Here is a 25,502-nt window from a genome sequence, read left to right on the forward strand (position 1 = left end):
CCATGGCCCTTCGTACCCTGTTCCGTGCCCTCCTGCTGTTGCCGCTGTTGGCTACCACCGCCCTCGCGTTTGCGGATGAGGTCCCCTCGCTGGCCGGCAAGCGCATCGCCATCAGCATGACCGGCACCAGCCACTACTTCGATCTCAAGGCCTTCCAGGCCCAGGTGGAAGAGGTCAAGCGGCTGGGCGGCACGCCCATCACCCTGGACGCCGGCCGTAACGACAAGAACCTGGTGACCCAGCTGCAGACCCTGGTGACCCAGAAACCGGATGCGGTGATCCAGACCCTCGGTACCCTGAGCGTGATAGACCCCTGGCTGAAACGCATCCAGGCGGCCGGCATCCCGCTGTTCACCATCGATGCGCCGTCCCGGTACAGCCTCAACAACACCACCTCCGACAACGCCGCGGCCGGGCGTGAACTGGCCGAGCAACTGGCCAAGGACACCGGTGGCCAGGGCGACATCCTGGTCTTCAACGGCTTCCAGGGCGTGCCCGTGTGCGCCATCCGCTACGCCGAGCTGCGCAAGGTGCTCGACGCCCATCCGGGGCTGAAGATCATCCAGCCCGAGCTGCGCGATGTGATCCCCAATACCGTGCAGGACGCCCGCGGCCAGATCGCCGCGTTGCTCAACAAGTACCCCAAGGGCCAGATCGCCGCCATCTGGTCGGCCTGGGACATTCCCCAGCTTGGCGCCAGTCAGGCGCTGATCGAGGCCGGGCGTACCGAGATCAAGACCTATGGCGTCGACGGCACGCCCGAGGTGCTGGAATTACTCAAGCGTGACGACAGCCCGGTGGGCGCGGTGGTCGCCCAGCAACCGGCGCTGATGGGCCGCACGGCGGTGCAGAACGTCGCCCGCTACCTCGCCGGCGCCCGTGATCTGCCCAAGGAGACCCACGTATCGACCCTGCTCACCACCAAGGCGAACCTGGGCCAAGTAGCGGCGCTACGGGGTGATCAATGAGCACGGCGGTGCTCGAACTACGGGGCATCGCCAAGCGCTACGGGGCGACCCAGGCGCTGGCGGGTGTCGACCTGACCCTGAGGGCTGGCGAGATCCATGGTCTGGTCGGCGAGAACGGCGCCGGCAAGTCCACCCTGATCAAGGTGCTCGGTGGCCTGGTGACCCCCGAGGCCGGTGAGCTGCGCCTGGATGGTCAGTCGCTGCCTGGCGCCGGACCGCGTGAGTTGGCCCGGCGTGGGGTGTCCATCATCCACCAGGAGCGGCTGTTGCCGCCCAACTTCACCCTGGCCGAGGCCCTGTTCTTCGGCCAGGAGCGGCGCCGCGGCCTGTTGCTGGATCGCCGTGGGCAGGAGCGGGCAGCGGAGCAGCTGCTGGCCGAGCGCTTCGGCCTGCACTGCCGCGCGCGAACCCGGGTGGCGGACCTGAGCAGCGCTGAACAGCAACTGCTGCAAATCAGCCGGGCGCTGCTGGCTACACCCAAGGTGCTGGTGCTCGACGAACCCACCGTAGCCCTGGCCCATGGCGAGGTGGAGCGCCTGCTCAGGCTGCTGCGCGAGTTGCGTGACCAGGGCCTGGCCTTGCTCTATGTGTCCCACTACCTGCAGGAGGTCGAGCGCCTCTGTGACAGGGCCACGGTGCTGCGGGGCGGCCAGGTGGTGGCGGAAGTCGAACCCCGCGTTACGCCGGCGGCCGCCATGGCGCGGCTGATGATCAATCGCGAACTCGGCGAGGCCTATCCCAAGGCGCAGACACAGCCCGGCGACGTCCTGTTGGAAACCCGGCGTCTCGGCCGGCCGGGTGCGTTCGCCAAGGTCGACCTGCAGGTAAGTCGGGGTGAGGTGGTCGGCGTGGCCGGCCTGGTGGGCTCGGGCGCCAAGGAGTTGCTGAAGACCCTGTTCGGCCTGCTGCCGGTGGCCGAGGGCGAGTTGCTGCTGGAGGGACGTCCGCAGCGGTTCGCCCATCCGCGGGCCGCGGTGCGGGCGGGGCTGGCGCTGTTGCCGGAGAATCGCCGCCAGCAGGGCGTGGCCCTGGATCTCACCGTGACCGAGAATCTCACTCTGGCCGCCCTGGAGCGTTTCAGTTGGTTCGGTCTCCGTCGGCCAGGCGCCGAGCGCCAGGCCGCACGACGGCTACGCAAGGCGCTGGACATCCGTACGCCGGACCTGGAGACGCCGGTGCGTCATCTCAGTGGCGGCAACCAGCAGAAGGTCGCCCTGGGCAAATGGCTGGCCCGCGATGCGCGGCTCTATCTGCTGGACGAACCCAGCGTGGGCATCGACCTCGCCGCGCGGGCCGAACTCTATCGCCAGATCGCTCGGTTGGTGGAGCAGGGCGCGGGGGTGTTGATCCTGTCGGTGGACCTGCCCGAATTGCTCAACCTCTGTGACCGCATCCATGTGATGCATCGCGGACGGCTGCTGCCGGCGCGCCCGGCCAGGGAGCTGAGCGCCGAGGAATTGCTGGCCACCGCCACCGGCGCGGTGAGACCGGCCGCGGACACGACGGGGAGGGCGGATCTTGGCCTTGCCTCCTGAACCTCTTGCGGCGCCCGCCCTGGGCGGGTGGCTGGATCTCTGGCGCCACGGGGCGCTGCTGGCCTTCGCGCTGATCGCCATTCTGCTCGCCTGGCGGGCGCCGGGGTTCCTGGGCGGCGGCAATCTCGCCAATATCCTCGCCCAGGCCGCCATCCCGGGCATCCTGGCGCTGGGCCTCACCCTGGTGATCGTCGGTGGGGGTGGCAACGTCCTGGCCGGGGGCCTGGATCTGTCGCTGGCGGCCAATCTCGGACTCTGCGCGGCGGTCCAGGCGACCCTGGTCAACGCGGGGTACGGTGCGTCGCTGGCCATCGGCCTGACCCTGGCCTGCGGCCTGGTGGTGGGGGCGGTCAACGGCCTGGCGGTGACCTTGCTGGGCCTGCCGCCGTTGCTCACGACCCTGGCCAGCCTCAATGTGGTGGCCGGCCTGGAACTGGTCTTGAGCGAAAATACCGTGCTACCGGCCAGCGCGCCCTGGCTGGATCTGCTCGGGATGGGCAGCCTGCTGGGCATCCCGGCAGCAGGTTGGGTACTGCTGGCGACCGCCCTGGTGCTGGCCCTGCTGCTTCAGCGTACGCGCTATGGCCTGCGGTTGGCCGCGGTGGGCGATCATCCCGAAGCGGCGCGCGCCGCCGGCCTGCCGGTACGTACGCTGGTGTTCTCCAGCTATCTGCTGGCCGGCGGCTGTGCGGGCCTGGCCGCGCTGCTGTCAGTCGCCTGGTTCAGCGGCAGTACGCCCGGGTCGGGCGAATTGCTCCTGCCGGTGGTGGCCATCGCCTTTCTCGGCACGGTGTTTTCCTGGCGCTCCCAGCCGAGCGTCGGTGGCACCCTGCTGGCGGCGCTGCTGGTGGGCATGCTCGGCAATGGCTTCCAGTTGCTCGGGGTGAGCAGCTTTCTGGTCAATGGCGTCCAGGGCACCTTGATCCTGCTGGTGGTGGCGGCAGCGAGTCTGCGCCAGGAGGGCAACCGATGAGCGCGACCCTTTCTCTCGGCCGCTCGGGCCTGCGCCTGGCCTTGCCGTTGCTGTTCCTGACCCTGGTGGTGATCTTCGCCCTGGCCGCGCCTGGCTTTCTCAGCCAGGGCAACCTGCTCAGCCTGCTGCTGAACAATGGCCTGGTGCCGGCGCTGGTGGCCCTGGGGCTGACCTACGCCATCGCCGCGGGCGGCATTGATCTTTCCGTGGGTATCGCCCTGGACCTGGCGGCCTTCGGTTGCATCGCCTTGCTCAACGCCGGCTGGCCGCTGGCCGTGGCGCTCGCCGGTGGCCTGGGGCTCGGGCTGCTGGTCGGCCTGGCGAATGCCCTGCTGGTGGCCGGCGTGGGGCTGTCACCTTTCCTCGCCAGCCTGGGGCTGCTGTTCATCGGCACCAGCTTGCAACAACTGCTGTCCGAAGGCGGCCTGCCGCTGTATCTGAGACCCGAGGTCAGGCCCGCCGCGAGCAGCTGGCTCGGCGTCTCGGCGGCGGTCTGGACCGTGTTGCTGCTGGCCATGCTCTACGGTCTGGTGCTGGCCCGTGGGCGCCTGGGCCGCGCCTTGCTGGCCCTGGGCAATCAGCCATTGGTGGCACGTTACTCGGGGCTGGCGCTGCGGCGCCTGGCGCTCTGCACCTGCCTGGCCACCGCCCTGGCCGCAGCCGTGGCAGGCATCCTGCTGGCGCTGCGCATCGATGCCTATGTGCCGCTTTCGGGCAATGCCTATCTCATCAATGGCATCGGCGCTGTCTTCATCGGCGCCAGCCTCAATCGCCACGGCCGGCCCAATGTGCCCGGCACCCTGCTGGGCGTGCTGCTGCTGGCGGTGGCCGCCAACGGCCTGCTGCTGGTGGGCTGGAATTTCTACTGGCAACAGGTGGCCACCGGCCTGCTGATCCTCTTGGTGCTGACCCTCAATCAACTGGCCCGGCGCCGCGACGCCGTCCATTAGGAGCCCCCATGCCCCGTGAAATCCGCCTCAACGCCTTCGACATGAATTGCGTGGCCCACCAATCCCCCGGACTCTGGCGCCACCCGCGCGACCGCTCCTGGGAGTACAAGGATCTCGAATACTGGACGGAGCTGGCGCAACTGCTCGAACGCGGGCTGTTCGACGGCCTGTTCATCGCCGACGTCCTCGGCCTCTACGACGTCTATGGCGGCGGCCCTGAGGCTACCCTGCGCGAGGCGACCCAGGTGCCGGTCAACGACCCCCTGGCGCTGATCACCCCCATGGCGGCGGTGACCCGCCACCTGGGTTTTGGCCTGACCGCCTCCCTGAGCTTCGAGCATCCCTATCCGTTCGCGCGTCGGCTATCCACTCTGGATCACCTGACCAAGGGGCGCATTGGCTGGAACATCGTCACCTCCTACCTGGAGAGCGGCGCGCGCAATCTCGGCCAGTCCGCCCAGGCCGACCACGATGCTCGCTACGACTACGCCGAGGAATACCTGCAGGTGGTCTACAAGCTGCTGGAAGGCAGTTGGGAAGAGGGCGCGGTGCTGCGCGACCACGCGTCCGGTCGCTTCACCGATCCGGCCAAGGTGCATCCCATCGGCCACCATGGCCGGCACTTCCAGGTGCCGGGCTATCACCTCTGCGAGCCTTCGCCCCAACGCACGCCCGTGCTCTATCAGGCCGGCGCCAGCAGCCGTGGGCGGCAGTTCGCCGCCGAGCACGCCGAATGCGTCTTCGTCGCCGCCCCGTCGAAGACGGTGCTCAAGCAGACCGTGGCCGACATCCGCCGCCGCGCCGCCGAGGCCGGTCGCGATCCGCGCCAGGTGCTGATCTTCAATCTGCAGACGGTCATCGTCGGCGAGAGCGATGCCCAGGCCCGGGCCAAGTGGCAGGACTACAGGGGCTACGTGAGCTACGAAGGCGCCCTGACGCTGATCTCCGGCTGGACCGGCATCGACTTCGCCGCCTACCGCCCGGACCAGGTCCTCAAGCACCTGCACACCAATGCCATCCAATCGGCGGTGGAAGCCTTCTCCACCGCCGATCCCGGCAAGCAATGGACGGTGCAGGAACTGGCCGACTGGGTCGGCATCGGCGGCTTCGGGCCGCTACTGGTAGGCAGCCCGGCGACCGTGGCGGACGAGTTACAAAGCTGGGTCGAGGAGACCGACGTCGATGGCTTCAACCTGGCCTATGCGGTGACCCACGAGACCTTTGCCGACGTGGTGGACTTGCTGGTTCCGGAGCTGCAGCGACGGGGTGTCTACAAGCAGGCTTACCAAGCCGGCACGCTGCGCGAAAAACTCGGCGGCGCTGGGCCGCGGCTGCTAGAGAACCACCCGGCCGCCGGCTATCGCGACCTGGCGCGGCAACGGGAGGAAAGCGCGATACGGGTGCTGGCCTAGTCCGCCCCGTTATTCCGCCTTTTCATAGACGGCAAAGCCCCAGTAGCCACTGCCGCTCTTGCTGACTTCTACCCAGCCTTGACGTAGCAACTGCCTGGCGATCAGTCGATTCATGAAGCCGTGGCCCAGCAGCAATACGCTGTCCCGGCCACTGACCAAGGCGGCGAGCTTGTCTGCTGCCTGTCTCGACCGCTGTTTCGCCTGGGCATAGGACTCGGAGTCTTTCGTCACTCCGCACAGCCAGAGCAGACGAAAGACGAAGGCCCAGGTGAAGGGTGACAGGCGTAGGAGCGGAACGCGCACCACGGGCAATGCCGCCTCGCGAAAGGTCGTGTCCTCGCTGGCTGGCGCCTTGCCCAATGCGGCGAGAGAAGTCAGGGCGCGCGGGGCAGAGCTGGTGGTGGCCAGGCCGATATCCCTGGTCGCGGCTATCGCCTCCTGAGTGGCGGCATCCGTGCCTATCTCGGACCGATCATAGTCCGCGATCCAGTCGACCATGTCTCGCGCGGCGACGGCACGGTAGTTCTCCAGCGCCGGCTTGCCGTGGCGCATCAGTATGATTTTCATGGGACCTGGGTAGTTGCCGGAAGAAAAACGGTTGGAAATGAACGCCACCTGCAACTACGTCATGGCAAGGGCTATCCCGTGATTATAACGGCGACTTCCCAGCGTATCGTGCGCTGGGCACTCCAGCGTTGGCGGGCTGCGGCGGCCTTGCTCCGGGCGCTTTGCTGGTCAAGGTCGCCAAGGGCAGGAGGCCGTAGGGCCAGACCCACTGCGCCGCCGGCTGGATAACGAGGCCGACATGGGTCAGCGCCTACACCAGCGGTTCGGCGATCCGCTCCAGCAGTTCAGGCCCATCGTTCTTCACGCTGCCCACGGCCTTGCCGACCGGATACCAGTCGAAGGCCTCCACCGGCGTTCCTTCGATCTCACCAATCTCGGCGGCGCGTTCCATGGGCAGCTCGGGGTCCAGCCATTCGCGCGCTACGGCGGGTGGCAGGACCAGCGGGCGCCGGTCGTGGATGTCGACCATGCCGGCGTCCGAGGCGGCGGTGACGATGACGAAGCCGTCATCTTCCTGGGGTGCCTGGTCTGCCGACCGGAAGTGGCCGATGGCGGCGAAGAACAGCGGTTCGCCGGATTTAAGCCTGATGAAGTAGGGCTGCTTGAGCTTGGGATCTGTAGGGTCCTTTTTCCACTCGTACCAGCCATCCGCAACCACCAGAGCACGGCCGTTCTTCCAGAGACCGCGAAACATCCGGCTGGTGGCCGCCGTTTCGACGCGTGCGTTGATCACCGGCGGGCGCTTGGCCTGGCGCGCCCAGGCGGGCTGGTAGCCCCAGAGCACCGGGTCCAGGTGCAAGCCATCCTGCTGCTGGTGGAGCAGTTGGACCCGAGTGCCGGGCGCGACGTTGTAGCGACCCAGGGCGCGGGGTTCCAGGCCGGTGCGGACCTCTGCCGGCGCGGCGCCCAGGGCGTCCAGGTAGTCGAGGGCATAGCGGTACTGGGCAAAGCGGCCACACATGGCGGACTCCTGGAAAGGCGTGCGGGCAGCCGAGGTATCCGGTCGGGCCCGGGCGGTTGAGGCGCGCCCAATGAGCGCGCTGCTTCCAGGATGGGACACTGCCGCTCGTGCAAAGTACCGGCTCCGGGCGTTGTCCAGACGGCCAGAGCGGAGGCGCTCAGCCGACCAGCGCCCGGGCGAAGTCGCGATAGCCGTGCAGTGGGCGCTCCCGCATCTGCACCAGCCGCTCGCGGTCGCCGGATTGCGGCAGCATGCCGTCGCTGACGTAGCGCTCGGCCATGAGCCTCATCTCGTAGGCCATCCAGGCCGGCATCGCGGTCGCCATGCTCCGTTCGAAGCCCTGGGGATCGGCGCCGGCATAGTGGATGGGGCGGCCCAGCAATTCGCGTCAGATCGCCGCGGCGCCTGCGCCGGTGAGGGTGTCCGGGCCGACCAGGTTGAGCGTCTCGCGGGGCGGCCTGCCTGGCGCCTGGTCGCGGTGGATGAGCTCGAGGGCGGCGACCTCGGCGATGTCCCGGGTGTCGACCATGGCCACGCCCTTGCCGCCGAGGGGCATGGGGTAGATCCCGTGCTACAGGATGACGTCCTTGAGCCTGGCTTCGTTGTCGATGAAGTAGGTGGGCCGCAGGACGGTGGCGCCGAAGCCCATGGCCACGAGCATGCGTTCAGCGCCAAATTTCACCGCGAAGTGCGGCACGTTGACCGCGCTGCTGCCGCTTTCGCTGGTGCAACGTCAGCTGGAAGAGGGCGCGCTCCGCCGCTGGGGCACCCTGGCCGGCGAGACCGAACTCTGGGTGCTGCACACCTCGCGGCGCTTGCAGAGCCCCAAGGTCAGGGCCTTCGTCGATTTCCTCTGCGCGCGCTGTCCGAACGGCATCTTGCGGCTGGACTAGCGGGGGACGAGACCGGGGTCCGTTGGCCACGAGACGACAGCCTGCGTATCACCCGTAGCCCTTTGTCCGGATAATGGCGGCCAATCTGTCTCCAAACCGGAATGCTGTGCATGGAAATCAAGGTCAATTTTCTCGACAACCTGAGGCTCGAGGCCAAGTTCGACGACTTCTCGGTGATCGCCGATCAGCCCATCCGCTACAAGGGGGACGGCTCGGCCCCGGGTCCCTTCGACTATTTCCTGGCGTCCTCGGCGCTCTGCGCGGCCTATTTCGTCAAGCTCTACTGCCAGACCCGCGACATCCCCACCGACAACATCCGCCTGGCGCAGAGCAACATCGTCGACCCGGAGAATCGCTACAAGCAGACCTTCAAGATTCAGGTCGAGCTGCCCGCGGATCTCTCCGACAAGGATCGCCAGGGCATCCTCAGATCCATCGACCGCTGCACGGTAAAGAAGGCGGTGCAGGCCGGTCCCGACTTCATCATCGAGGCGGTGGAGAGTCTGGACGCCGATGCCCAGGCCCTGCTGTTGCCCAGCGATACCGGCAGCGAGACCTACATCCCCGGCAAGGACCGGCCGCTGGAAGAGACCATCGCCAAGCTCTCCGGTATCCTCGCTAACCTGGGCATGAAGGTGGAGATCGCCTCCTGGCGCAACATCGTGCCCAACGTCTGGTCGCTGCACCTGCGCGATGTGCAGTCGGCGCTGTGCTTCACCAACGGCAAGGGCGCGACCAAGGAAGCGGCCCTGGCCTCGGCGCTGGGCGAATTCATCGAGCGCCTCAACTGCAATTTCTTCTACAACGACCAGTACTGGGGCGAGGCCATCGGCAACGCGGCCTTCGTCCACCACCCCGACGAGCGCTGGTTCCAGCCCGGGCCCAAGGACGCGCTGCCCCGGGAGATCCTCGACCGCCATTGCCGCAAGCTCTACGACCCGGAAGGCGAATTGCGCGCCTCGCACCTGCACGACACCAACTCCGGCAACGTGGCGCGCGGCATCTGCGCGCTGCCCTTCGTGCGCCAGTCCGATGGCGAGGTGGTGTACTTCCCCTCGAACCTGATCGAGAACCTCTACCTCAGCAACGGCATGAGCGCTGGCAACACCCTGGCCGAAGCCCAGGTGCAGTGCCTGTCGGAGATCTTCGAGCGGGCGGTGAAGCGCGAGATCCTCGAAGGCGAGCTGGCCCTGCCGGATGTTCCTGACGAGGTGCTGGCCCGGTTTCCCGCCATCGTCGACGGCATCCGCGGCCTGGAAGCCCAGGGCTTTCCGGTGCTGGTCAAGGACGCCTCCCTGGGTGGCGAATTCCCGGTGATGTGCGTGACCCTGATGAATCCGCGCACCGGTGGGGTGTTCGCCTCCTTCGGCGCCCATCCGCGCCTGGAGATCGCCCTGGAGCGCAGCCTCACCGAGCTGTTGCAGGGCCGCAGCTTCGAGGGCCTCAACGACCTGCCGCAGCCGACCTTCGAGAGCCAGGCGCTGATGGAGCCGAACAACTTCGTCGAGCACTTCATCGACTCCAGTGGCCTGGTCTCCTGGCGCTTCTTCAGCGCCAGGGCCGACCATGATTTCGTCGACTGGGATTTCTCCAGCGAGGGCGAAGACGCCACCGCCCAGGAGGCCGCCACCCTGTTCGGCATCCTCGCCGAACGGGATCTGGAAGCCTACATGGCGGTGTACGAGGAGTTGGGCGCGCCGGCCTGCCGCATCCTGGTGCCCGGCTATTCGGAGATCTATCCGGTCGAGGACCTGATCTGGGACAACACCAACAAGGCGCTGGCGGTGCGCGAGGACATCCTTACCCTGCATCAGCTGGACGATGCGGCCCTGGAATCCCTGCTCGAACGCCTGGACGATACCCAGGTGGACGACTACACCCGCATCGCCACCCTGATCGGCGTGGAATTCGACGAGAACACCGTCTGGGGCCAGTTGACCCTGCTGGAACTCAAGCTGCTCATCCACCTGGCGCTGCAGCAGTTCGAAGAGGCCAAGGAAGAGGTCGAGACCTTCCTGCAGTTCAACGACAACACCCTGGAGCGCGGCCTGTTCTACCAGGCGCTCAATGCGGTGCTGGAAGTCGAGCTGGACGACGAACTGGAACTGGCCGACTTCGAAGTCAATTTCCGCCGGATGTTCGGCGACGAGCGCCTGGACGCTGCCCTGGGTTCGGTCTCGGGCGAGGTGCGCTTCCCTGGCCTGACGCCCACCAGCCTCAAGCTGGAAGGCCTCGACAAGCACCTGCGGCTGATCGACAGCTATCGCAAGCTGCACGCGGCGCGGGCCAGGGCGGCTGGGATCGCGCTCTAACGAAGAGCCCCGCCCGGGCCCGGGCAGGGCCGTCCCGGCGGTCAGCAGACCGCGATATGGGAATCCGCGCGCGGCTCGGTGCCGCCGCAGAGCACACCGGTCTCGGGGTCGCGGACGATGATCTGGCCGCGGCCGAAATCGGTGGAGTCGTGGGCGATCTCGATCTGGTGACCGCGCCGGGCCAGGCCACTGGCCAGGGCGCGGGAAGCCGCCTGTTCGATGCCGACCTTCATATCACCCAGCCACTGCCAGCGCGGTGCGTCCAGCGCTGCCTGGGGATTCAGGCCGAAGTCCACCAGGTTCATCACCATCTGCACATGCCCCTGGGGCTGCATGTAGCCACCCATGACGCCAAAGGGACCGATGGGCACGTCACCCTTGCTCAGGAAGCCCGGGATGATGGTGTGGAAGGTCTGCTTGCCAGGCGCCAAGGCGTTGGAGTGGCCGGCATCCAGGCTGAATTCCGAACCGCGATTCTGCAGGCCGATGCCGCTGTCGGGCAGCACCACGCCGGAGCCGAAGCCGTGGTAGGCGCTCTGGATGAAGGACACCATGTTGCCCTCGCCATCGGCGGCGGCGATGTAGACGGTGCCGCTGGCCTGGGGATCGCCATGTAGCGGCGGCTGGGCCTGGTCGGTGATCTCGGCGCGGCGGCGGTCGGCGTAGGCATCGTCCAGCAGGACGCTGGCAGCGACTCTCATGTGCTCGGGATCGGTGATGTAGTGCAGGCCGTCGGCATAGGCCTTCTTCATGGCCTCCAGCTGGCGGTGCCAGGTGAGCTGGCTGTCGCGCTGGTCGAAGTCGTAGCCCTTGAGGATGTTCAGGGTCATGAGGGCGATCAGGCCCTGGCCACTCGGCGGAATCTCCCACACCTGATAGCCGCGGTAGTCGACCTTGATCGGGTCCACCCAGCGCGGCTGGTAGCCGGCCAGGTCCGCCGTGGTCAGGTGACCGCCGCTGGCCGCGGCATGCGCGGCCAGGCGCTGGGCGATGGCGCCGCGGTAGAAACTCTCGCACTGGGTCTGCGCCAGTTCTTCCAGGGTGCGCGCCTGGGCCGGATTGCGAAACAGCTGGCCGGCGACCGGTGCCTGGCCGTCGATAAGGAAGGTGTCGAACCAGGCTTCCAGTTCCGGCGCCTTGGCTCGACTGGCCTGGTACTCGGCCTGGGCGATACGCCACTGGTGGGCGACCACCGGCGACACCGGAAAGCCGTCGCGGGCCAGGGCGATGGCGGGTTCGAACAGGGTGGCGAAGGGCAGCTTGCCGAAGCGCCGCGACAGCTCGGCCCAGGCCGCGGGGCAGCCCGGTACCGTGACCGGCAGCCAGCCGTGCACCGGCATGCGTTCATGGCCGGCGGCCTTGACCGTGGCGATGTTGAGGCTGGCCGGGGCATGGCCGCTGGCGTCCAGGCCGTGCAGCTGGTCCTTGACCCAGACCAGGGCGAAGGCGTCGCCGCCGATGGCATTGCCGGTAGGTTCCACCACGGTCAGGGCCGCGGCGGTGGCGATGGCCGCGTCGATGGCGTTGCCACCCTGGCGGAGCATGGTGATGCCGGCTTCGGCGGCCAGCGGCTGGGAGGTGGCGACCATGCCATTGCGCGCGAAGACGCTCTGGCGTTGCGAGGCGTAGGGGTAGTCGTGGGCAGAGAAATTCAGCATGGCAGGCTCTTCGGGGTCATTGTCCGGTCTTGATGCGGGTCCACTCGCGGGTCATCAGCCGCTGGATCTGCGGCGGCAGATCGGCGGAGACGTAGAGGCGCTCGGCGATGGCCGCGCTCGGGTAGATGCCTGGGTTGTCTCGCACCTTGGCATCGAGCAGGGCGGTGGCGTCGCGGTTGGGATTGGCATAGCCGACGTAGTCGCTGACCTGGGCGATCACCTCGGGGCGCAGCAGGTAGTCGATCAGCGCCAGGGCGCCCTGGGGATTCTTGGCGTCCTTGGGGATGGCGAGCATGTCGAACCAGAGATTGGCGCCTTCCCTGGGGATTACGTAGCGCACGTCGCTGGTCTTGCCGGCTTCCCTGGCGCGGCTCTGGGCCTGCAGGACATCGCCCGAATAGCCCATGGCCACGCAGACGTCGCCGTTGGCCAGGTCGGTGATGTACTTGCTGGAGCTGAAATAGGTCACCGACGGCTTGAGCTGCTGCAGCAGCGCGGAGGCCTTGCGGTAGTCCTCGGGGTTCTGGCTGTTGGGGTCCAGGCCCAGGTAGTGCAGGGTCTGGGCGAAGACCTTTTGCGGCGCATCGAGCAGGGCCACGCCGCAGCCCTTGAGCTTGGCCAGGTTTTCCGGCTTGAACAGCAGGTCCCAGGAATCCACCGGGGCGCCATCGCCCAGGGCGGCGCGGACCTTGGCGGCGTTGTAGCCGATGCCCACGGTGCCCCAGAGGTAGGGCACGGCGTAGCGATTGCCGGGATCGGCCGCTTCCAGGCGTTGCATGAGCCTTGGATCCAGATGCTGCCAGTTGGACAGCCGGCTGCGATCCAGCGGCTGGTAGGCGCCCGCCTTGATCTGCTTGGTGAGGAACTGGTTGGACGGCACCACCAGGTCATAGCCGGAGTGGCCGGACAGCAGCTTGGCTTCGAGCATCTCGTTGGTGTCGAAGACGTCGTAGCGCACCTGGACGCCGCTGGCCTCGGTGAACTGCTTGAGGGTGTTCGGACCTATGTAGTCCGACCAGTTGTAGAAGCGCACCTCGGACTCGGCGGCCTGAGCCAGGGGCGTTAGGCAGAGGGCGAGGGCGGCCAGCAGGGGACGAACGGCCATGGAGGTCTCCGGTCTAGAGCACGCGGCTGAGGAATTCGCGGGTGCGTGGATGGGTGGGATTGCCGAACACCTGGGCCGGCGGGCCTTCTTCGATCAGCTCGCCCTGGTGCAACACCACCACGCGGTCGGCCACCTCGCGGGCGAAACCCATCTCGTGGGTCACCACCACCATGGTCATGCCGTCTTCGGCCAGCTCCTTCATCACCTGCAGCACCTCGCCCACGGTTTCCGGGTCGAGGGCGCTGGTGGGTTCGTCGAACAGCATGGCCTGGGGTTTCATGGCCAGGGCGCGGGCGATGGCGACACGCTGCTGCTGGCCGCCGGAGAGTTGCGACGGATAGTGATCGGCCTTGTCGGACAGCCGCACCCGGGCGAGCAGGCCGCGCGCCTGTTCCACGGCGGCGGCGCGCGCCACGCCCAGCACCTGGATGGGTGCCTCGATGATGTTTTCCAGCACCGTCATGTGCGGGAAGAGGTTGAACCTCTGGAACACCATGCCGATGTCGCGGCGGCGGCGGGCGATATTGCGCTCGGAGTCCCTGACTCTCGAGCCATCGGGGCGCTCGCGAAAGCCCATCAGCTCGCCGTTGACGCGGATGGTGCCGCCCTGGATGTCCTCCAGGTGGTTGAGGCAGCGGATGAAGGTGGTCTTGCCCGAGCCAGAGGCGCCGATCAGCACCACCACCTCGCCTCGGCGCACCTCCAGGGTCACGCCCTTGAGGATGTCCAGCTCGCCGAAGGCCTTGTGTACCTCCAGCGCCTGGATCACAACGTCTTGCGTGGTCGTCATGGCTAGCGTCCCCGTAGCTTGAAGCCCTGCAGGCTGAACAGCCGGCCAGTGGCGGTGGGTCGGTGACCGTCGGCCTTGCCGAAGCGCCGCTCCAGCCAGGCCTGGAAGAAGCCCCAGAGGGTGGTCAGGACCAGGAAGTAGATGGCCACCACCAGGTACAGCTCGAAGACGCGGAAGGTCGCCGAGGTGATCATCTGGGTGCTGAGCAGCAGCTCCTGCACCCCGATGACGCTGACCAGGGTGGTGTTCTTGAGCATCACGTTGAACTCGTTGCCGAGCGGCGGAATGATCACCCGCAACGCCTGGGGCAACACGATGCGGCGCATCAGCTTGGCCGGCGTCATGCCCAGGGAGCGCGCCGCCTCGTACTGGCCGCGATCCACCGCACCGATGCCGGCGCGGATGATCTCGGCCATGTAGGCGCCTTCGTTGAGGCCCAGGGCGATGATGGCCGCCTGGATGTTGCCCGGGATCACCAGGAAGCCCAGGTCCAGGTCCTCGAAGCGAAAGATGCCGCCGGCCGCCAGGGCCGTGTAGAGGAAGACGATCTGCACCAGCAGCGGCGTGCCGCGCATCAGCCAGACATAGCAGCGCACCGGGTACTGCAGCGCCCGGTAGCGCGACAGCCGCGCCAGCGCCGCCAGGAGGCCGAGCGCGCAGCCCAGTAGCATGGCGCCGACGGCGATGACGCAGGTCAGCCAGAGGCCGTAGAGGTAGACGTCGCTCGGGTGCAACAGGTACTGCCAGAACACATCCCAGCTGAAGTTCATCGTGGCCTTCCCTTAATCGAGCTTGTCGCCTTCCAGGTGCCACTTGGCCATGAGGGTGGCGTAGCTGCCATCGGCCTTCATGTCGGCGAGGATCTGGGTGAGGGCGGCGCTGAGCTGGCCGTCGTCCTTGCGCACGCCGATCCCGGTGAGGATGCGGGCGAAGGCCGGCACGCCGGTCTCGAACTGGCCGGGCGCCACACCCTGGTAATAGGCGGCGGTTTCCACCGTGGTGCCGTAGGCATCGGTCTGGCCCAGGCGCAAGGCCTGGAAGGCGTCGGTGTCGCTGTTGTAAGCCACCAGCTTCATGGGCGCCTTGCCGGCCTTCTTCAGCTCCTCGTTGTGGGCGTCGAGCAGGGTGCGGATGGTGGAGCCATTGAGCACCGCCACCTTCTTGCCGGCGAGGTCGTCCAGGGTGTGGATGCCGGCCTTGTTGCCGCTGGGCACCACCACTGCCTGGCTGGAATACATGTAGTTGACGATGTCGATCACCTGGCGGCGCTCGGGCTTGTCGAACAGCTGGTCGATCAGCAGATCGCACTGGCCGGCCAGCAATGCCGGGATCAGGCCGGAAAAGGGCACCACGCGCCAGTCGACCTTCTTGTCGCCGAGGCGCTTGGCGATCTCGGCGCCAAGGTCGACGGTGAGGCCCTTGGGCTTCTGGGTTTCGTCGAAGAAGCCGATCGGTGGGGTATCGAGAGCGCCGCAATAGGTGATCTTGGACGCCTTGGCCAGGCGCTCGGGAATCTGCGGGGCGGCCTGGGTAAAGCCGGCGACGAGGGTCAGGGCGAGCAGACTGCAGGAAAGCCGGTGGCGGGTCATGGTCTTCTCCGGAAGGACGGGGGTGGGCAGGGCGGATGGCTCAGCGCGTGGGCGTACTTCGGGTCTGGTCGCCCGATCGTTCGATGAAGGTCAGCAGGTCGGGCACCGTGCCCTCGATGTGCTCGCGCAACACCCGCTCGGCTTCGGCGGCATTGCCGGCGCGCAGGGCGGCGAGGATGGGTGCGTGCTCGTCGCGGGCCGACTGGGGACGATCGACGTGCAGCCAGAGCTGCATGTGCGGCTCGATCAGGGCATAGAGGCCATTGATCTGGCGCAGCAGCCGCGGCCGACCGGCCAGGCTGCACAGGTATTCGTGGAAGGCGCGGTGCTGGGCGACCCAGGCGCCGGGCTCCTGCTCGTCGTCCAGGTCTTCCAGCAGGCGTTCCAGGCGCGTCATCTCGCGGGGGCCGACATGGGGCGTGGCCAGGCGGATGGCCAGGCCTTCGAGGGCGCTGCGCATCTCGAACACCTCGCGCATGTCCTCCAGGTCCAGACCGCTGACCACCGCGCCGCGATGCGGCCGGAGGATCACCAGGCCTTCGGCGGCGAGGCGCTGGAAGGCGCTGCGCACCGGCATGCGACTCATGCCCAGGGTGGTGGCGATGTCCTCGGCGATCAGCCGCTCGCCATTGCGATAGTGCCCGGCGCAGATGGCCTGCAGCAGATGGCGATAGGCCTCTTCTTCGGCGCTCAGGGCAGTGGAGCGGGACAGGGCGGAAAGCGGCATGGGCTGGCTTCCTGGATTTTTGTATCCAATCTGCCAAGGCAAGGCTCATGCCAGGGAGCCCAGTGCTCGCCAGCGCTGGGCCGCAGGTCAGCGTGGTCAGGCGCCGGCGTTACCTTTTGCACCACGCTGGGTCGCCGCAGCGGCCGCTCTGCTACCTCAGGACCCGAAACGGGGCGGTGTCAGTCCAGCAACTGGCCATCGGCGGCGAAGAAGGGGTAGGGCCCAGGGTAGTTGCCCAGCGGCAGATGGTGGGTCACCAGGGCCTCGTCCGCCCAGCGATGCAGCAGCAGGCCCGGCGGCTCCAGGCGGAAGCGCGACGGCGCCGCTTCGCGCAGGTCCAGGTCGACCTGATGCGACACACCGGGACAGACGCAGGCCAGGGTGCCGCCGAAGCGGCGCTGGATCAGCCGGTGCAGATGGCCGCAAAGCAGCCGCTCCACCTGGGGATGACGGCGGATCACGGCTTCCAGTTCGGCGCCGCCGTCCAGGCCGATGCGATCCATATGGCCGATGCCGACCGGGAACGGCGGATGGTGCAGGAGCACCAGGGTCGGCTGGTCGGGTGCCTGGCTGAGCTGGGCGTCGAGCCAGGCCAGTTGCCTGGCGTCGAGACGCCCGCCGTGCTCGCCGGGGATATGGGTATCCAGCCCGATCAGTCGCAGCGGGCCGCAGTCCTGCTGCCAGTCCAGGGTGCCCTGGGCCGGCAGATAGGGGTGATCGGCGAAGGCGGCGCGCAGGGCGGTGCGGTCGTCGTGATTGCCAGGGATGACGAAGAAGGGCATGGCCAGTTCGGCCAGCATCTCGCGCAGGGTGGCGTATTCCTCGGGGGTGCCGAAGTCCACCAGGTCGCCGGTGATGACCAGGGCGTCCGGGCGCGGTTGCAGGGCGTTGAGGCGGTCCACCGCCAGGCGCAGGGCGCCGAGGGTGTCGACCACCCCGTAGGACAGCCGGCCGCCGGCCTTGATGTGCAGGTCGCTGAGCTGGGCCAGCAGGAAGGGCGCGTGCATCGGGGTCTCCTAGGAAGCCAGGGTGAAGAGGGCGTCGGGGCGCACGTTCAGGTGCAGCAGGTCGCCCGGTTGCGCCTGCAGGGGCTGGGCGGTGTCCACCAGCAGCGGCTGGCCGGTGCCCACTTCCACCAGCAGCCGCGAATGGGCGCCCTGGAAGAACTGACCGACCAGGATGCCGACGAGGTGCGCAGGCGTTGTGCTGGGCTCCAGGTGTTCCGGGCGGCAGAACAGGGTGCTGGCCGAACCGGTCCAGGGCAGGCGACCGCCCGCGACGGCCACCTCGTTGCCCGTCTGGCTGCGCACCTCGAAGCGATTGAGCTGGCCGACGAAACCGGCCACGAAGCGATTGGCCGGGCGTTGGTAGATCTGCGCCGGCGTGCCAATCTGGGCGATGCGCCCGTCGCCCATCACCACGATGCGGTCGCCCAGCGCCAGGGCCTCCTGCTGGTCGTGGGTGACATAGACCGCCGTGGTACCCAGCTCGCGCAACAGGGCGCCGATGTCGGCCCGCAGCTGCTCGCGCAACTGGGCGTCCAGGGCTGCCAGGGGTTCGTCGAACAGGAGCACCCGCGGCCGTGGCGCCAGGGCGCGGGCCAGGGCCACTCGCTGGCGCTGGCCACCGGACAGCTGCTGGATGCGCCGGTCGGCCAGGGCCTCCAGCTGCATCATGGCCAGCAATTCGGCGACCCGGGCATCGCGATCGGCGCGCGTCAGGCCACGGATCTTCAGGCCGTAGGCGATGTTGCCGGCCACGTCCAGGTTGGGGAACAGGGCGTAGTTCTGGAACACCATGCCGACGTCGCGGCGCTCGATGGGCAGGGCGGTGACGTCACGGTCGTCGAACAGCACCTGGCCACCGGCATCGGGTTGCTCCAGGCCGGCGATCAGGCGCAGGGTGGTGGTCTTGCCGCAGCCGGATGGACCGAGGAACACCAGGGTCTCGCCCGGGTGGATGTCGAGGTCCAGGGGCTGCAGCACCTGGCGGCCTCCGGCAAAGGTCTTGGCGCAGTGGCGCAGGCGAACGGCGGTACCTTGGGTCATCGCAGGGCTCCACGGGAGAGGCGGGCGCTGAGGGCCTGGAGGGCGACCAGCAGCGGCACGATCAGCAAGAGGAAGATCAGGGTGTAGGCGGAGCCCACCTCCAGCCGCGCCGAGGCGTAGCTGTCGGCCAGGCCCACCGGCAGGGTCTTGGTCAGGGGCGTGTGCAGCATCCAGGTGAGGTTGAATTCGCCCAGCGAGAGGGTGATCACCATCAGGCAGCCGGCGAGGATGCCGGCGCGGGCATTGGGCACCACCACGCCGAAGAAGCGCCGCCAGGGACCGGCGCCCAGGCTGGCCGCGGCTTCTTCCAGCTGCGGCAGCTGGCTGCGCCTGAGCACCGCCATCACCGGGCGGATCAGGAAGGGCAGGGTGAACAGCAGGTGGCCCACCAGGATGATCGCAGGGCTGCGGCGAAAGCCGCCGAGATGGCCGTAGGTCAGTAGCAGCGCCAGGGCCGAGGCGAAGCCGGGCATGGCCACCGGCAGCACCAGCAATTCCTCGAAGGCGCGGGCGAATCTGTTGTCCAGCCGTACCAGGGCATAGGCCGCGGGGACACCGAGCACGACCGCGAGGGCCGCCGTGCCCAGCGCCAGTTGCAGCGACAGCCAGACGGTGGGGGCATAGGCCTGCCAGACCTGAATCACCCAGTCGAGGGTCAGGCCGCTGGCGAGGCCCTGGAAGTAGTTGCGGGTGAGGCCGGCCAGCACCGAGAGCAGCACGGGCACCAATAGGAAGGCGGCCACCAGCAGGGTGAACAGCAGTTGCAGCCAGAAGCGCAGGGGTCGATTCATCGCAAGTCTCCCTGGACGCCGCCGAGGCGCCGGGCCAGCAGCAGGACCAGCCAGGTGACGAGGCCAAGCACCACCGAGAGCGCCGCGGCGACGCCGAAGTTGGCGAAGTTGGTGAAGGTGTCGTAGATGGCGATGGGCGTCACCGCCAGGCGCGTGCCGAGGGTGAAGGCGGTGCCGAAGGCGCCCATGGCGGTGGCGAAGCACAGCGCGCCGCTGGACAGCAGCGCCGGGGTCAATCCGGGGATCAGCACATCACGCACCACGGCGAAGAGCCCGGCGCCCAGGGAGCGGGCGGCTTCTTCCAGACTGGTGTCGAGGGTTTCGCAGGCTGCCATCACCGTGAGGATCACCCGCGGTATGGAGAAATAGAGATAGCCGAGAAACAGCCCGAACAGCGAATAGGCGAACACCCAGGGCTCACCGAAGAGACTGCGGCCGAGGCCGGCGAACAGGCCCTGGCGGCCACCCAGCAGGATGATCAAAAAGCCCACTACGACGCCCGGAAAGGCCAGCGGAAAGGTCAGCAGGGCCACCAGCAGGCTGCGTCCGACGAAGGCATGGCGCGCCAGGAAGCAACCGGCGATGCCGGCCACCAGCAGGGTGGCCAGGGTGGTGACGGCGGCCAGGGCCACCGTCTGGGCGAGTCCGGACAGATAGCCGGCGCTGGTCAGCACCTGCCAGTAGCCGGAGCTGCCAGCGGCGTCCGGGCGGGCGCCGAGCACCAGCAGGTGGGTCAATGGCAACAACCAGAAGGCCAGCAGGAAGGCGCTCGCCGGTGCCAGGGCAACGAGCACCGGCCAGGGCAGCCGGCGCGGCACCCGGCGGCGCCCGAGGGAAACGGCGAGGCCCTGCATCTCAGCGCACCTCGGCCTGGTAACGTTTGGCGAAGGCTTCCTGGACCGCCGCCATGTGGCCGTAGTCGACGGTGCCGGCGCGGGCATAGTCGGCGGCGGGCAGGAAGCGCGCCTTGACCTCGTCCGGCAGCGGCACGTCCCGCACCGGGCGCAGATAGGCCTGGGCCCAGAGCGCCTGGCCCTTGTCCGACAGCACGTAGTCCAGCACCTTCTCGCCGTTGGCGCGGTGCGGCGCGCCCTTCACCAGGCTCATGGTGTAGGGCACGGTCAGGCTGCCTTCCTGGGGAATGACGAAGGCCACCGGCGCCTGGTCCTTGTAGCGGGCGCGATAGGCGTTGAAGTCGTAGTCCACCAGAATCGGGATCTCGCCGGAGAGCAGGCGGGCATAGGCGGTCTGCTTGGGCACGATGGGATCGTTGGCGGCCAGTTTCTTGAAGAAGCCCATGGCCGGACCGAAGTCGTCGAGGTTGCCGCCCAGGGCCTGGTTGAGCGCTACCGCGGTGGCGTAGCCGACGAAGGCGCTGGAGGGGTCCAGGTAGCCCACCAGGCCGCGGTACTCGGGCTTGAGCAGGTCGGCCCAGCGCTGCGGCACCGGCTTGCCGCCCAGGGCCTGGGTGTTGACCATGAAGCCAAGGGTGCCGGAATGGATGGCGGTCCATTCACCCTTGGGGTCCTTGAGGCCGGTCGGGACCTGGTCCCAGTGCTTGGGCTGGTAGGGCTGCAGCACCCCGGCCTTGTCGGCCTGGATGCCAAAGGTCACCCCGTAGTAGACGACGTCGGCCACCGGGGCTTCGCGTTCGGCCACCAGCTGGGCCAGCGACTGGCCGGAATTCTTGTTGTCCTGGGGGACTTCGATGCCGGTGTCGGCGGCGATGGCCTTGAGCTGGGCGCCCCAGTCGGCCCATTCCAGCGGGCAGTTGTAGCAGATGGCGGTTTCGGCGGCCTGGGCGCTGGCCAGGCCACAGGCCAGGGCGACGCCGGCCAGGAAACGACGCAAGGGGAAGAGTGATTTCATCGGTAGGGCTCCTTCAAGGGGCCGGCACTGGTGCCGGGACGGACGAGGCAGGGCAGACACTGTTGGTGGGTGGCACTGCCGGCGATCAGCGCCAGCAATTCGGTGACGAGCACGGCGCCCAGGCTCTGCAAGGGCTGCATGACGCTGCACAGGCTGGGTTCGAGGCGGGCGCCCATGGCGATGCCATCGAAACCCACTACCGAGAGTTGATCGGGCACGGGCACCCCGTGGCGCTGCAGTTCGGCGATGACGCTGATGGCCAGCAGGTCGTTGGTGCAGAGCAAGGCGGTCGGGGCGTGACGCTCCAGCAGCGGCGCCAGCTCCGCCCAGTCGGCGTCGGTGTGGCTGGCCAGCTCCAGGCGCGGCAGCGTCGGCAGGCCGGCGGCGGCAATCGCCTGGCAATAGCCGGCGAAGCGGCGCTCGCTGCGATCCGACTGCAGCGCCGGTCCCGAGACCAGGGCGATGCGGCGGTGCCCCAGGCCGAGCAGGTGCTCGGTGGCCATGGCCATGCCCTGGCGGTTGTCCACCGCCACCGCCGCATAGGGGCGCTGGGGTTCGTGATAGGCGAGGATGAAGGGCGTCCGCTCCTGGCTCAGCTCGGCCAGCACCTCGCTACGGTCGGCATCGGCCACCGTCAGTACCAGGCCGGCGACGCGCTGGCGCAGTAGCTCCTCCACCACCGCCGCTTCGCGCTCGGGCTGGTAGTCGGTGGTAGCAATCACCAGGGAATAGCCCTGGCTGCGCGCGGTGCGTTCCATGGCCTGCAACTGCTCGGCGAACACCGGGTTGAGCAGGCTGGGCACCACCACGCCGATCAGCCGGGTGCTCTGCTGACGCAGCTGGCGACCCAGCAGATTGGGGCGGAAATTGAGACTGCGCGCGGCGTCCAGCACCCGCTGCCGGGTGCTCTCACGCACCTGCTCGGGGTTGGCGAAGGCGCGCGCCGCGGTGGCCCGGGAGACCCCCGCCTGTTGCGCTACCTGTTTCAGATCGGTCATGCCGGCCTCGTTTGAGATCGATCTCATTGGGGGCAGACAATGCCGGCGGCAGATGTCGGGACGATGACAGCGCGATGAAGCTTCTGCTCTGGAGACGGGCTCCGGCGCGCAGGGCAGCAGGCGAGGGCGGGGCCGGGGCGGGATATACCTTGGTATAGCCAAACGTCCTTCGTTTCAATGGCTTGGACGGGGTGGCGAGCCTAGATTAGCCCGGTGTCCGGACCCTGCGCGGCAGGGTCGGCCGCTCTCCCAAGGCCCCCATTCAAAGAGGTACGCCATGAAGACCCTTCCTGGCCTCTACACCCCTGCCGTGGCGCCGCGCCCGCTGCGGCAACGTCCCACCTCCCTGTGGGCCGATGCCCTCTGCCTGGCACTCGGGCTGATCGCCCTGGCGCTGGTCTGGCACGGCGTCGCCGAGATGCGCGCGCCCCTGGCCGTGCTCGACGCCGATCCCATGACCCTGGACCTGGCGCGGCTGCCCGAGTACGCCCTGCGCACCACCCTGCGCATGTTCATCGCCCTGGGCGCCTCGCTGCTGTTCACCTTCGTCTTCGCCACCCTGGCGGCCAAGAGTCGCAAGGCGGAGCTGCTGATCCTGCCGGCCATCGACATCCTGCAGTCGGTACCCATCCTCGGCTTCCTGACCTTTACCGTCAGCTTCTTCCTGGGCCTGTTCCCGGGGCGGCAACTGGGCGCCGAGTGCGCGGCCATCTTCGCCATCTTCACCAGCCAGGCCTGGAACATGGCGTTCGGCTTCTACCAGTCGCTGCGCACGGTGCCCGAGGACCTGCAGCAGGTGAGTCGCCAGTTCGGGCTGTCACCCTGGCGGCGGTTCTTTCGCCTGGAGCTGCCGTTCGCCATCCCCGGTCTGGTATGGAACACCATGATGTCCATGTCCGGCGGCTGGTTCTTCGTGGTGGCCTCGGAAGCCATCACCGTGGGCGACAACACCATCAACCTGCCCGGCATAGGCTCCTGGCTGGCACTGGCCATCGCCCGGCAGGACATCGCCGCCATCGGCTGGGCGGTGCTGGCCATGGGGCTGGTGATCCTGGTCTACGACCAGCTGTTCTTCCGCCCGGTGGTGGCCTGGGCCGATCGCTTCCGCGTCGAGCAGACCGCCAGCCAGCAGGTACCGCGCTCCTGGGTCTACGACCTGGTCCGCCGCGCGCGCCTGGGCCGCATGCTGGGTGACTTCGGCAGCTTCTGCATCCAGCTCGCCACCCCGCGGATCCGCCGCCCCTGGCCGCACTGGCACCTGGCGCCGCAAAGCCGCGCCTGGCTGCAACGCGGGCTGGACGTGCTCTGGTACGGCGCGCTGCTGCTGGTGCTGCCCTATGGCATCTATGCGCTGTATCGCTTCATCGCTGCAGACGTCTACTGGGTGGAAGCGGTCTCGGTGCTCGGCCTGGGTCTGCTGACCATGGCCCGGGTACTGCTGCTGATCGCCGTCGCCAGCCTGATCTGGGTGCCCATCGGCGTCTGGATCGGCCTGCGCCCGGGCTGGTCGCAACGCTTGCAGGCAGTGGCCCAGTTCCTCGCCGCCTTCCCAGCCAACGTGCTGTTCCCGGTGGCGGTGGTGGGCATCGTCAGCTTCCACCTCGATCCGGACATCTGGCTGTCGCCGCTGATGGTGCTGGGCACTCAGTGGTACATCCTGTTCAACGTCATCGCCGGCGCCAGCGTGCTGCCCAACGACCTGCGCGAAGCGGCCCGGCTGTTCGGCCTCAGGCGCTGGCAGTGGTGGCGGCAGCTGGCCCTGCCGGCGATCTTTCCCTACTACGTCACCGGCGCCCTGACCGCCGCGGGCGGTTCCTGGAACGCCAGCATCGTCGCCGAGGTGGTGAGCTGGGGCAACGAGCGCCTGCAGGCCCATGGCCTGGGCGCCTACATCGCGCAGATGACCACCGCCGGCGACTTCCCCCGGGTCGCCCTGGGCATCGTGGTGATGTCGATCTTCGTCCTCGGTTTCAACCGGCTGCTCTGGCGGCCCCTGTATGCCTACGCCGAACGGCGCCTGCGGCTCGATTGAGAGGAGACCTGCCATGAACCTGCCTACCTTGAACCCGCGTCCCCTCATCGACGTGCAGAACGTCCGCCAGCTGTACGGCAACGCCGGTGGCCCGGCCCGGGTCGTGCTGGACGAAGTGTCCCTGACCTTGCACGAAAACGAGATCGTCGGCCTGCTGGGTCGCTCCGGCTCGGGCAAGTCGACCCTGCTCAGATCCATCGCCGGGCTGCTCACCCCCAGCGGCGGCAGCGTCAATTTTCCGCCCAAGGACGACGGCCAGCGCGCCCGGGTCAGCATGGTGTTCCAGAGCTTCGCGCTGTTTCCCTGGCTGACCGTGCTGCAGAACGTCGAGATCGGCCTGGAAGCCCTGCACGTGCCGCTGGACGAGCGGCGTCGCCGCGCCCTGGCCGCCATCGACCTGATCGGCCTGGACGGCTTCGAGAGTGCCTATCCCAAGGAGCTCTCCGGCGGCATGCGCCAGCGCGTCGGCCTGGCCCGTGCCCTGGTGGTGCACCCGGACGTGCTGCTGATGGACGAACCCTTCTCGGCGCTGGACGTGCTCACCGCCGAGACCCTGCGCACCGACCTGCTCGACCTCTGGGTCGAAGGGCGCATGCCGATCCGCTCGATCCTCATGGTCACCCACAACATCGCCGAGGCGGTGCTGCTCTGCGATCGGGTGCTGATCTTCTCCAGCAATCCCGGGCGCGTCGCCAGCGAGATCCGTGTCGACTTGCCGCAGCCGCGCAATCGCCATGATCCGGCCTTCCGCGAACTGGTGGAGGAAATCTATGTGCGCATGACCGGCGAGACCACCCCGGCACCCCACGAAGGGGGCGTTCCCGGCAATGGCCTGGGCATGCGGCTGCCGACCGTGTCCACCAATGCCCTGGCCGGACTGCTGGAGGCGGTCCAGGCCGCGCCCTACGACGGTCGCGCCGACCTGCCGGAACTGGCGGGCGGGCTGGGCTATGCACTGGACGAGCTCTTTCCCCTGGCCGAGGTGCTGCAACTGCTGCGCCTCGCGGTCCTCGAAGGTGGTGATCTGCGTCTGCTGCCGGCCGGGCGCGCCTATGTCGAGGCAGGGGTGGACGTGCGCAAGCAGCTGTTCGCCCGCCAGTTGCTCAACTTCGTGCCCCTGGTGGCCCATATCCGCCGGGTGCTGGACGATCGCCAGGGCCACACGGCGCCGGCGCGGCGTTTCCGCGACGAGCTGGAGGACTTCATGGACGAAGCCGACGCCGCCCGCACCCTCGGCAGCGCCATCCAGTGGGGGCGCTACGGTGAGCTCTTCGCCTATGATCAGGCGGCCGATATGTTCAGCCTGGAAAACCCGGGCTAGGCA

At 68.1% G+C, this 25,502-nt stretch carries 25 protein-coding genes; 9 read left to right on the plus strand and 16 right to left on the minus strand.

From position 1 onward, the window contains the following. Positions 1-2: 2 nt before the first annotated feature. Genes NRG74_RS05100 through NRG74_RS05120 form a run of 5 tightly spaced genes read left to right on the plus strand, consistent with a single transcriptional unit; the run spans position 3 to position 5,838 of the window. Entirely contained in the window at positions 3-968 is a 966-nt protein-coding gene (locus tag NRG74_RS05100) for a sugar ABC transporter substrate-binding protein (protein WP_160922645.1), read from the plus strand. Then, on the plus strand, positions 965-2,503 hold the full coding sequence (locus tag NRG74_RS05105) for a sugar ABC transporter ATP-binding protein (protein WP_257705887.1): 1,539 nt from the start codon (positions 965-967) through the stop codon (positions 2,501-2,503). The genes NRG74_RS05100 and NRG74_RS05105 overlap by 4 nt, the downstream gene beginning before the upstream one ends. Then, positions 2,487-3,476: an ABC transporter permease gene (locus tag NRG74_RS05110; protein ID WP_257705888.1), complete on the plus strand. Its 990-nt coding sequence runs from the start codon at positions 2,487-2,489 to the stop codon at positions 3,474-3,476. Before NRG74_RS05105 ends, NRG74_RS05110 begins: the two co-directional genes overlap by 17 nt. Next, positions 3,473-4,426, plus strand: coding sequence for an ABC transporter permease (locus tag NRG74_RS05115; protein ID WP_257705889.1), 954 nt, complete (start codon positions 3,473-3,475; stop codon positions 4,424-4,426). The genes NRG74_RS05110 and NRG74_RS05115 overlap by 4 nt, the downstream gene beginning before the upstream one ends. A gap of 8 nt (positions 4,427-4,434) precedes the next feature. Further along, the gene (locus NRG74_RS05120; RefSeq protein WP_257705890.1) at positions 4,435-5,838 is read left to right on the plus strand and encodes an LLM class flavin-dependent oxidoreductase; all 1,404 of its coding nucleotides are present in this window, start codon (positions 4,435-4,437) and stop codon (positions 5,836-5,838) included. A 9-nt stretch (positions 5,839-5,847) separates the two neighbouring features. Here the strand turns inward: NRG74_RS05120 and NRG74_RS05125 are convergent, their stop codons facing one another. The 4 genes from NRG74_RS05125 to NRG74_RS05140 form a co-directional block, all read right to left on the minus strand. Next, positions 5,848-6,453: a histidine phosphatase family protein gene (locus NRG74_RS05125; RefSeq protein ID WP_307774000.1), complete on the minus strand. Its 606-nt coding sequence runs from the start codon at positions 6,451-6,453 to the stop codon at positions 5,848-5,850. A 202-nt stretch (positions 6,454-6,655) separates the two neighbouring features. Next, a complete protein-coding gene (locus NRG74_RS05130; protein ID WP_257705891.1) occupies positions 6,656-7,366 on the minus strand; it encodes an SOS response-associated peptidase family protein in 711 nt (236 codons plus the stop codon). 157 nt (positions 7,367-7,523) lie between these two features. Continuing rightward, positions 7,524-7,748, minus strand: a complete 225-nt coding sequence (locus tag NRG74_RS05135) for a hypothetical protein (protein ID WP_257705892.1) — start codon at positions 7,746-7,748, stop codon at positions 7,524-7,526. Positions 7,749-7,754: 6 nt separating this feature from the next. Further along, on the minus strand, positions 7,755-7,922 hold the full coding sequence (locus NRG74_RS05140) for a hypothetical protein (protein ID WP_017641260.1): 168 nt from the start codon (positions 7,920-7,922) through the stop codon (positions 7,755-7,757). Positions 7,923-8,025: 103 nt separating this feature from the next. Here NRG74_RS05140 and NRG74_RS05145 point away from each other — a divergent pair, with 103 nt between their 5' ends. After that, on the plus strand, positions 8,026-8,259 hold the full coding sequence (locus NRG74_RS05145; RefSeq protein WP_257705893.1) for a LysR substrate-binding domain-containing protein: 234 nt from the start codon (positions 8,026-8,028) through the stop codon (positions 8,257-8,259). Between the two features lie 110 nt (positions 8,260-8,369). Beyond that, positions 8,370-10,571, plus strand: coding sequence for an OsmC domain/YcaO domain-containing protein (locus NRG74_RS05150; RefSeq protein ID WP_257705894.1), 2,202 nt, complete (start codon positions 8,370-8,372; stop codon positions 10,569-10,571). Between the two features lie 41 nt (positions 10,572-10,612). Here NRG74_RS05150 and NRG74_RS05155 read toward each other — a convergent pair whose 3' ends face one another. The 12 genes from NRG74_RS05155 to NRG74_RS05210 all read right to left on the minus strand — a co-directional run bounded on the left by NRG74_RS05155 (position 10,613) and on the right by NRG74_RS05210 (position 22,146). Beyond that, positions 10,613-12,229 carry a gamma-glutamyltransferase family protein gene (locus NRG74_RS05155; protein WP_257705895.1) on the minus strand — a complete coding sequence of 539 codons (1,617 nt, stop codon included), beginning with the start codon at positions 12,227-12,229 and terminating at the stop codon, positions 10,613-10,615. Positions 12,230-12,245: 16 nt separating this feature from the next. Continuing rightward, positions 12,246-13,334 (minus strand): polyamine ABC transporter substrate-binding protein, encoded by a 1,089-nt coding sequence (locus tag NRG74_RS05160; RefSeq protein WP_257705896.1) that lies wholly within the window; start codon positions 13,332-13,334, stop codon positions 12,246-12,248. A 13-nt stretch (positions 13,335-13,347) separates the two neighbouring features. Beyond that, positions 13,348-14,124, minus strand: a complete 777-nt coding sequence (locus NRG74_RS05165) for an amino acid ABC transporter ATP-binding protein (protein ID WP_257705897.1) — start codon at positions 14,122-14,124, stop codon at positions 13,348-13,350. A gap of 2 nt (positions 14,125-14,126) precedes the next feature. After that, complete coding sequence (locus NRG74_RS05170; protein WP_257705898.1) at positions 14,127-14,894, minus strand: amino acid ABC transporter permease; 768 nt, start codon at positions 14,892-14,894, stop codon at positions 14,127-14,129. A gap of 12 nt (positions 14,895-14,906) precedes the next feature. Beyond that, a complete protein-coding gene (locus NRG74_RS05175) occupies positions 14,907-15,713 on the minus strand; it encodes an ABC transporter substrate-binding protein (RefSeq protein ID WP_257705899.1) in 807 nt (268 codons plus the stop codon). Between the two features lie 40 nt (positions 15,714-15,753). Beyond that, the gene (locus tag NRG74_RS05180; protein WP_257705900.1) at positions 15,754-16,440 is read right to left on the minus strand and encodes a GntR family transcriptional regulator; all 687 of its coding nucleotides are present in this window, start codon (positions 16,438-16,440) and stop codon (positions 15,754-15,756) included. Between the two features lie 179 nt (positions 16,441-16,619). After that, a complete protein-coding gene (locus tag NRG74_RS05185) occupies positions 16,620-17,447 on the minus strand; it encodes a phosphodiesterase (protein ID WP_257705901.1) in 828 nt (275 codons plus the stop codon). Positions 17,448-17,456: 9 nt separating this feature from the next. Further along, entirely contained in the window at positions 17,457-18,488 is a 1,032-nt protein-coding gene (locus tag NRG74_RS05190) for an ABC transporter ATP-binding protein (protein WP_257705902.1), read from the minus strand. Further along, positions 18,485-19,279: an ABC transporter permease gene (locus tag NRG74_RS05195; protein WP_257705903.1), complete on the minus strand. Its 795-nt coding sequence runs from the start codon at positions 19,277-19,279 to the stop codon at positions 18,485-18,487. The genes NRG74_RS05190 and NRG74_RS05195 overlap by 4 nt, the downstream gene beginning before the upstream one ends. Further along, positions 19,276-20,133, minus strand: a complete 858-nt coding sequence (locus NRG74_RS05200; RefSeq protein ID WP_257705904.1) for an ABC transporter permease — start codon at positions 20,131-20,133, stop codon at positions 19,276-19,278. Before NRG74_RS05200 ends, NRG74_RS05195 begins: the two co-directional genes overlap by 4 nt. 1 nt (position 20,134) lies before the next feature. Further along, on the minus strand, positions 20,135-21,148 hold the full coding sequence (locus NRG74_RS05205) for an ABC transporter substrate-binding protein (protein ID WP_257705905.1): 1,014 nt from the start codon (positions 21,146-21,148) through the stop codon (positions 20,135-20,137). Further along, a complete protein-coding gene (locus NRG74_RS05210; protein ID WP_257705906.1) occupies positions 21,145-22,146 on the minus strand; it encodes a LacI family DNA-binding transcriptional regulator in 1,002 nt (333 codons plus the stop codon). The genes NRG74_RS05205 and NRG74_RS05210 overlap by 4 nt, the downstream gene beginning before the upstream one ends. Positions 22,147-22,423: 277 nt before the next feature. Here NRG74_RS05210 and NRG74_RS05215 point away from each other — a divergent pair, with 277 nt between their 5' ends. Together NRG74_RS05215 and NRG74_RS05220 are read left to right on the plus strand one after the other, a co-directional pair. Continuing rightward, positions 22,424-24,178: an ABC transporter permease gene (locus NRG74_RS05215; protein ID WP_257705907.1), complete on the plus strand. Its 1,755-nt coding sequence runs from the start codon at positions 22,424-22,426 to the stop codon at positions 24,176-24,178. Between the two features lie 13 nt (positions 24,179-24,191). Then, on the plus strand, positions 24,192-25,499 hold the full coding sequence (locus NRG74_RS05220; protein ID WP_257705908.1) for an ABC transporter ATP-binding protein: 1,308 nt from the start codon (positions 24,192-24,194) through the stop codon (positions 25,497-25,499). Positions 25,500-25,502: the final 3 nt, after the last annotated feature.

The sequence above is a fragment of the Pseudomonas oryzihabitans genome, from assembly GCF_024652905.1.
In the GTDB taxonomy this organism is placed as follows: domain Bacteria; phylum Pseudomonadota; class Gammaproteobacteria; order Pseudomonadales; family Pseudomonadaceae; genus Chryseomonas; species Chryseomonas benzopyrenica.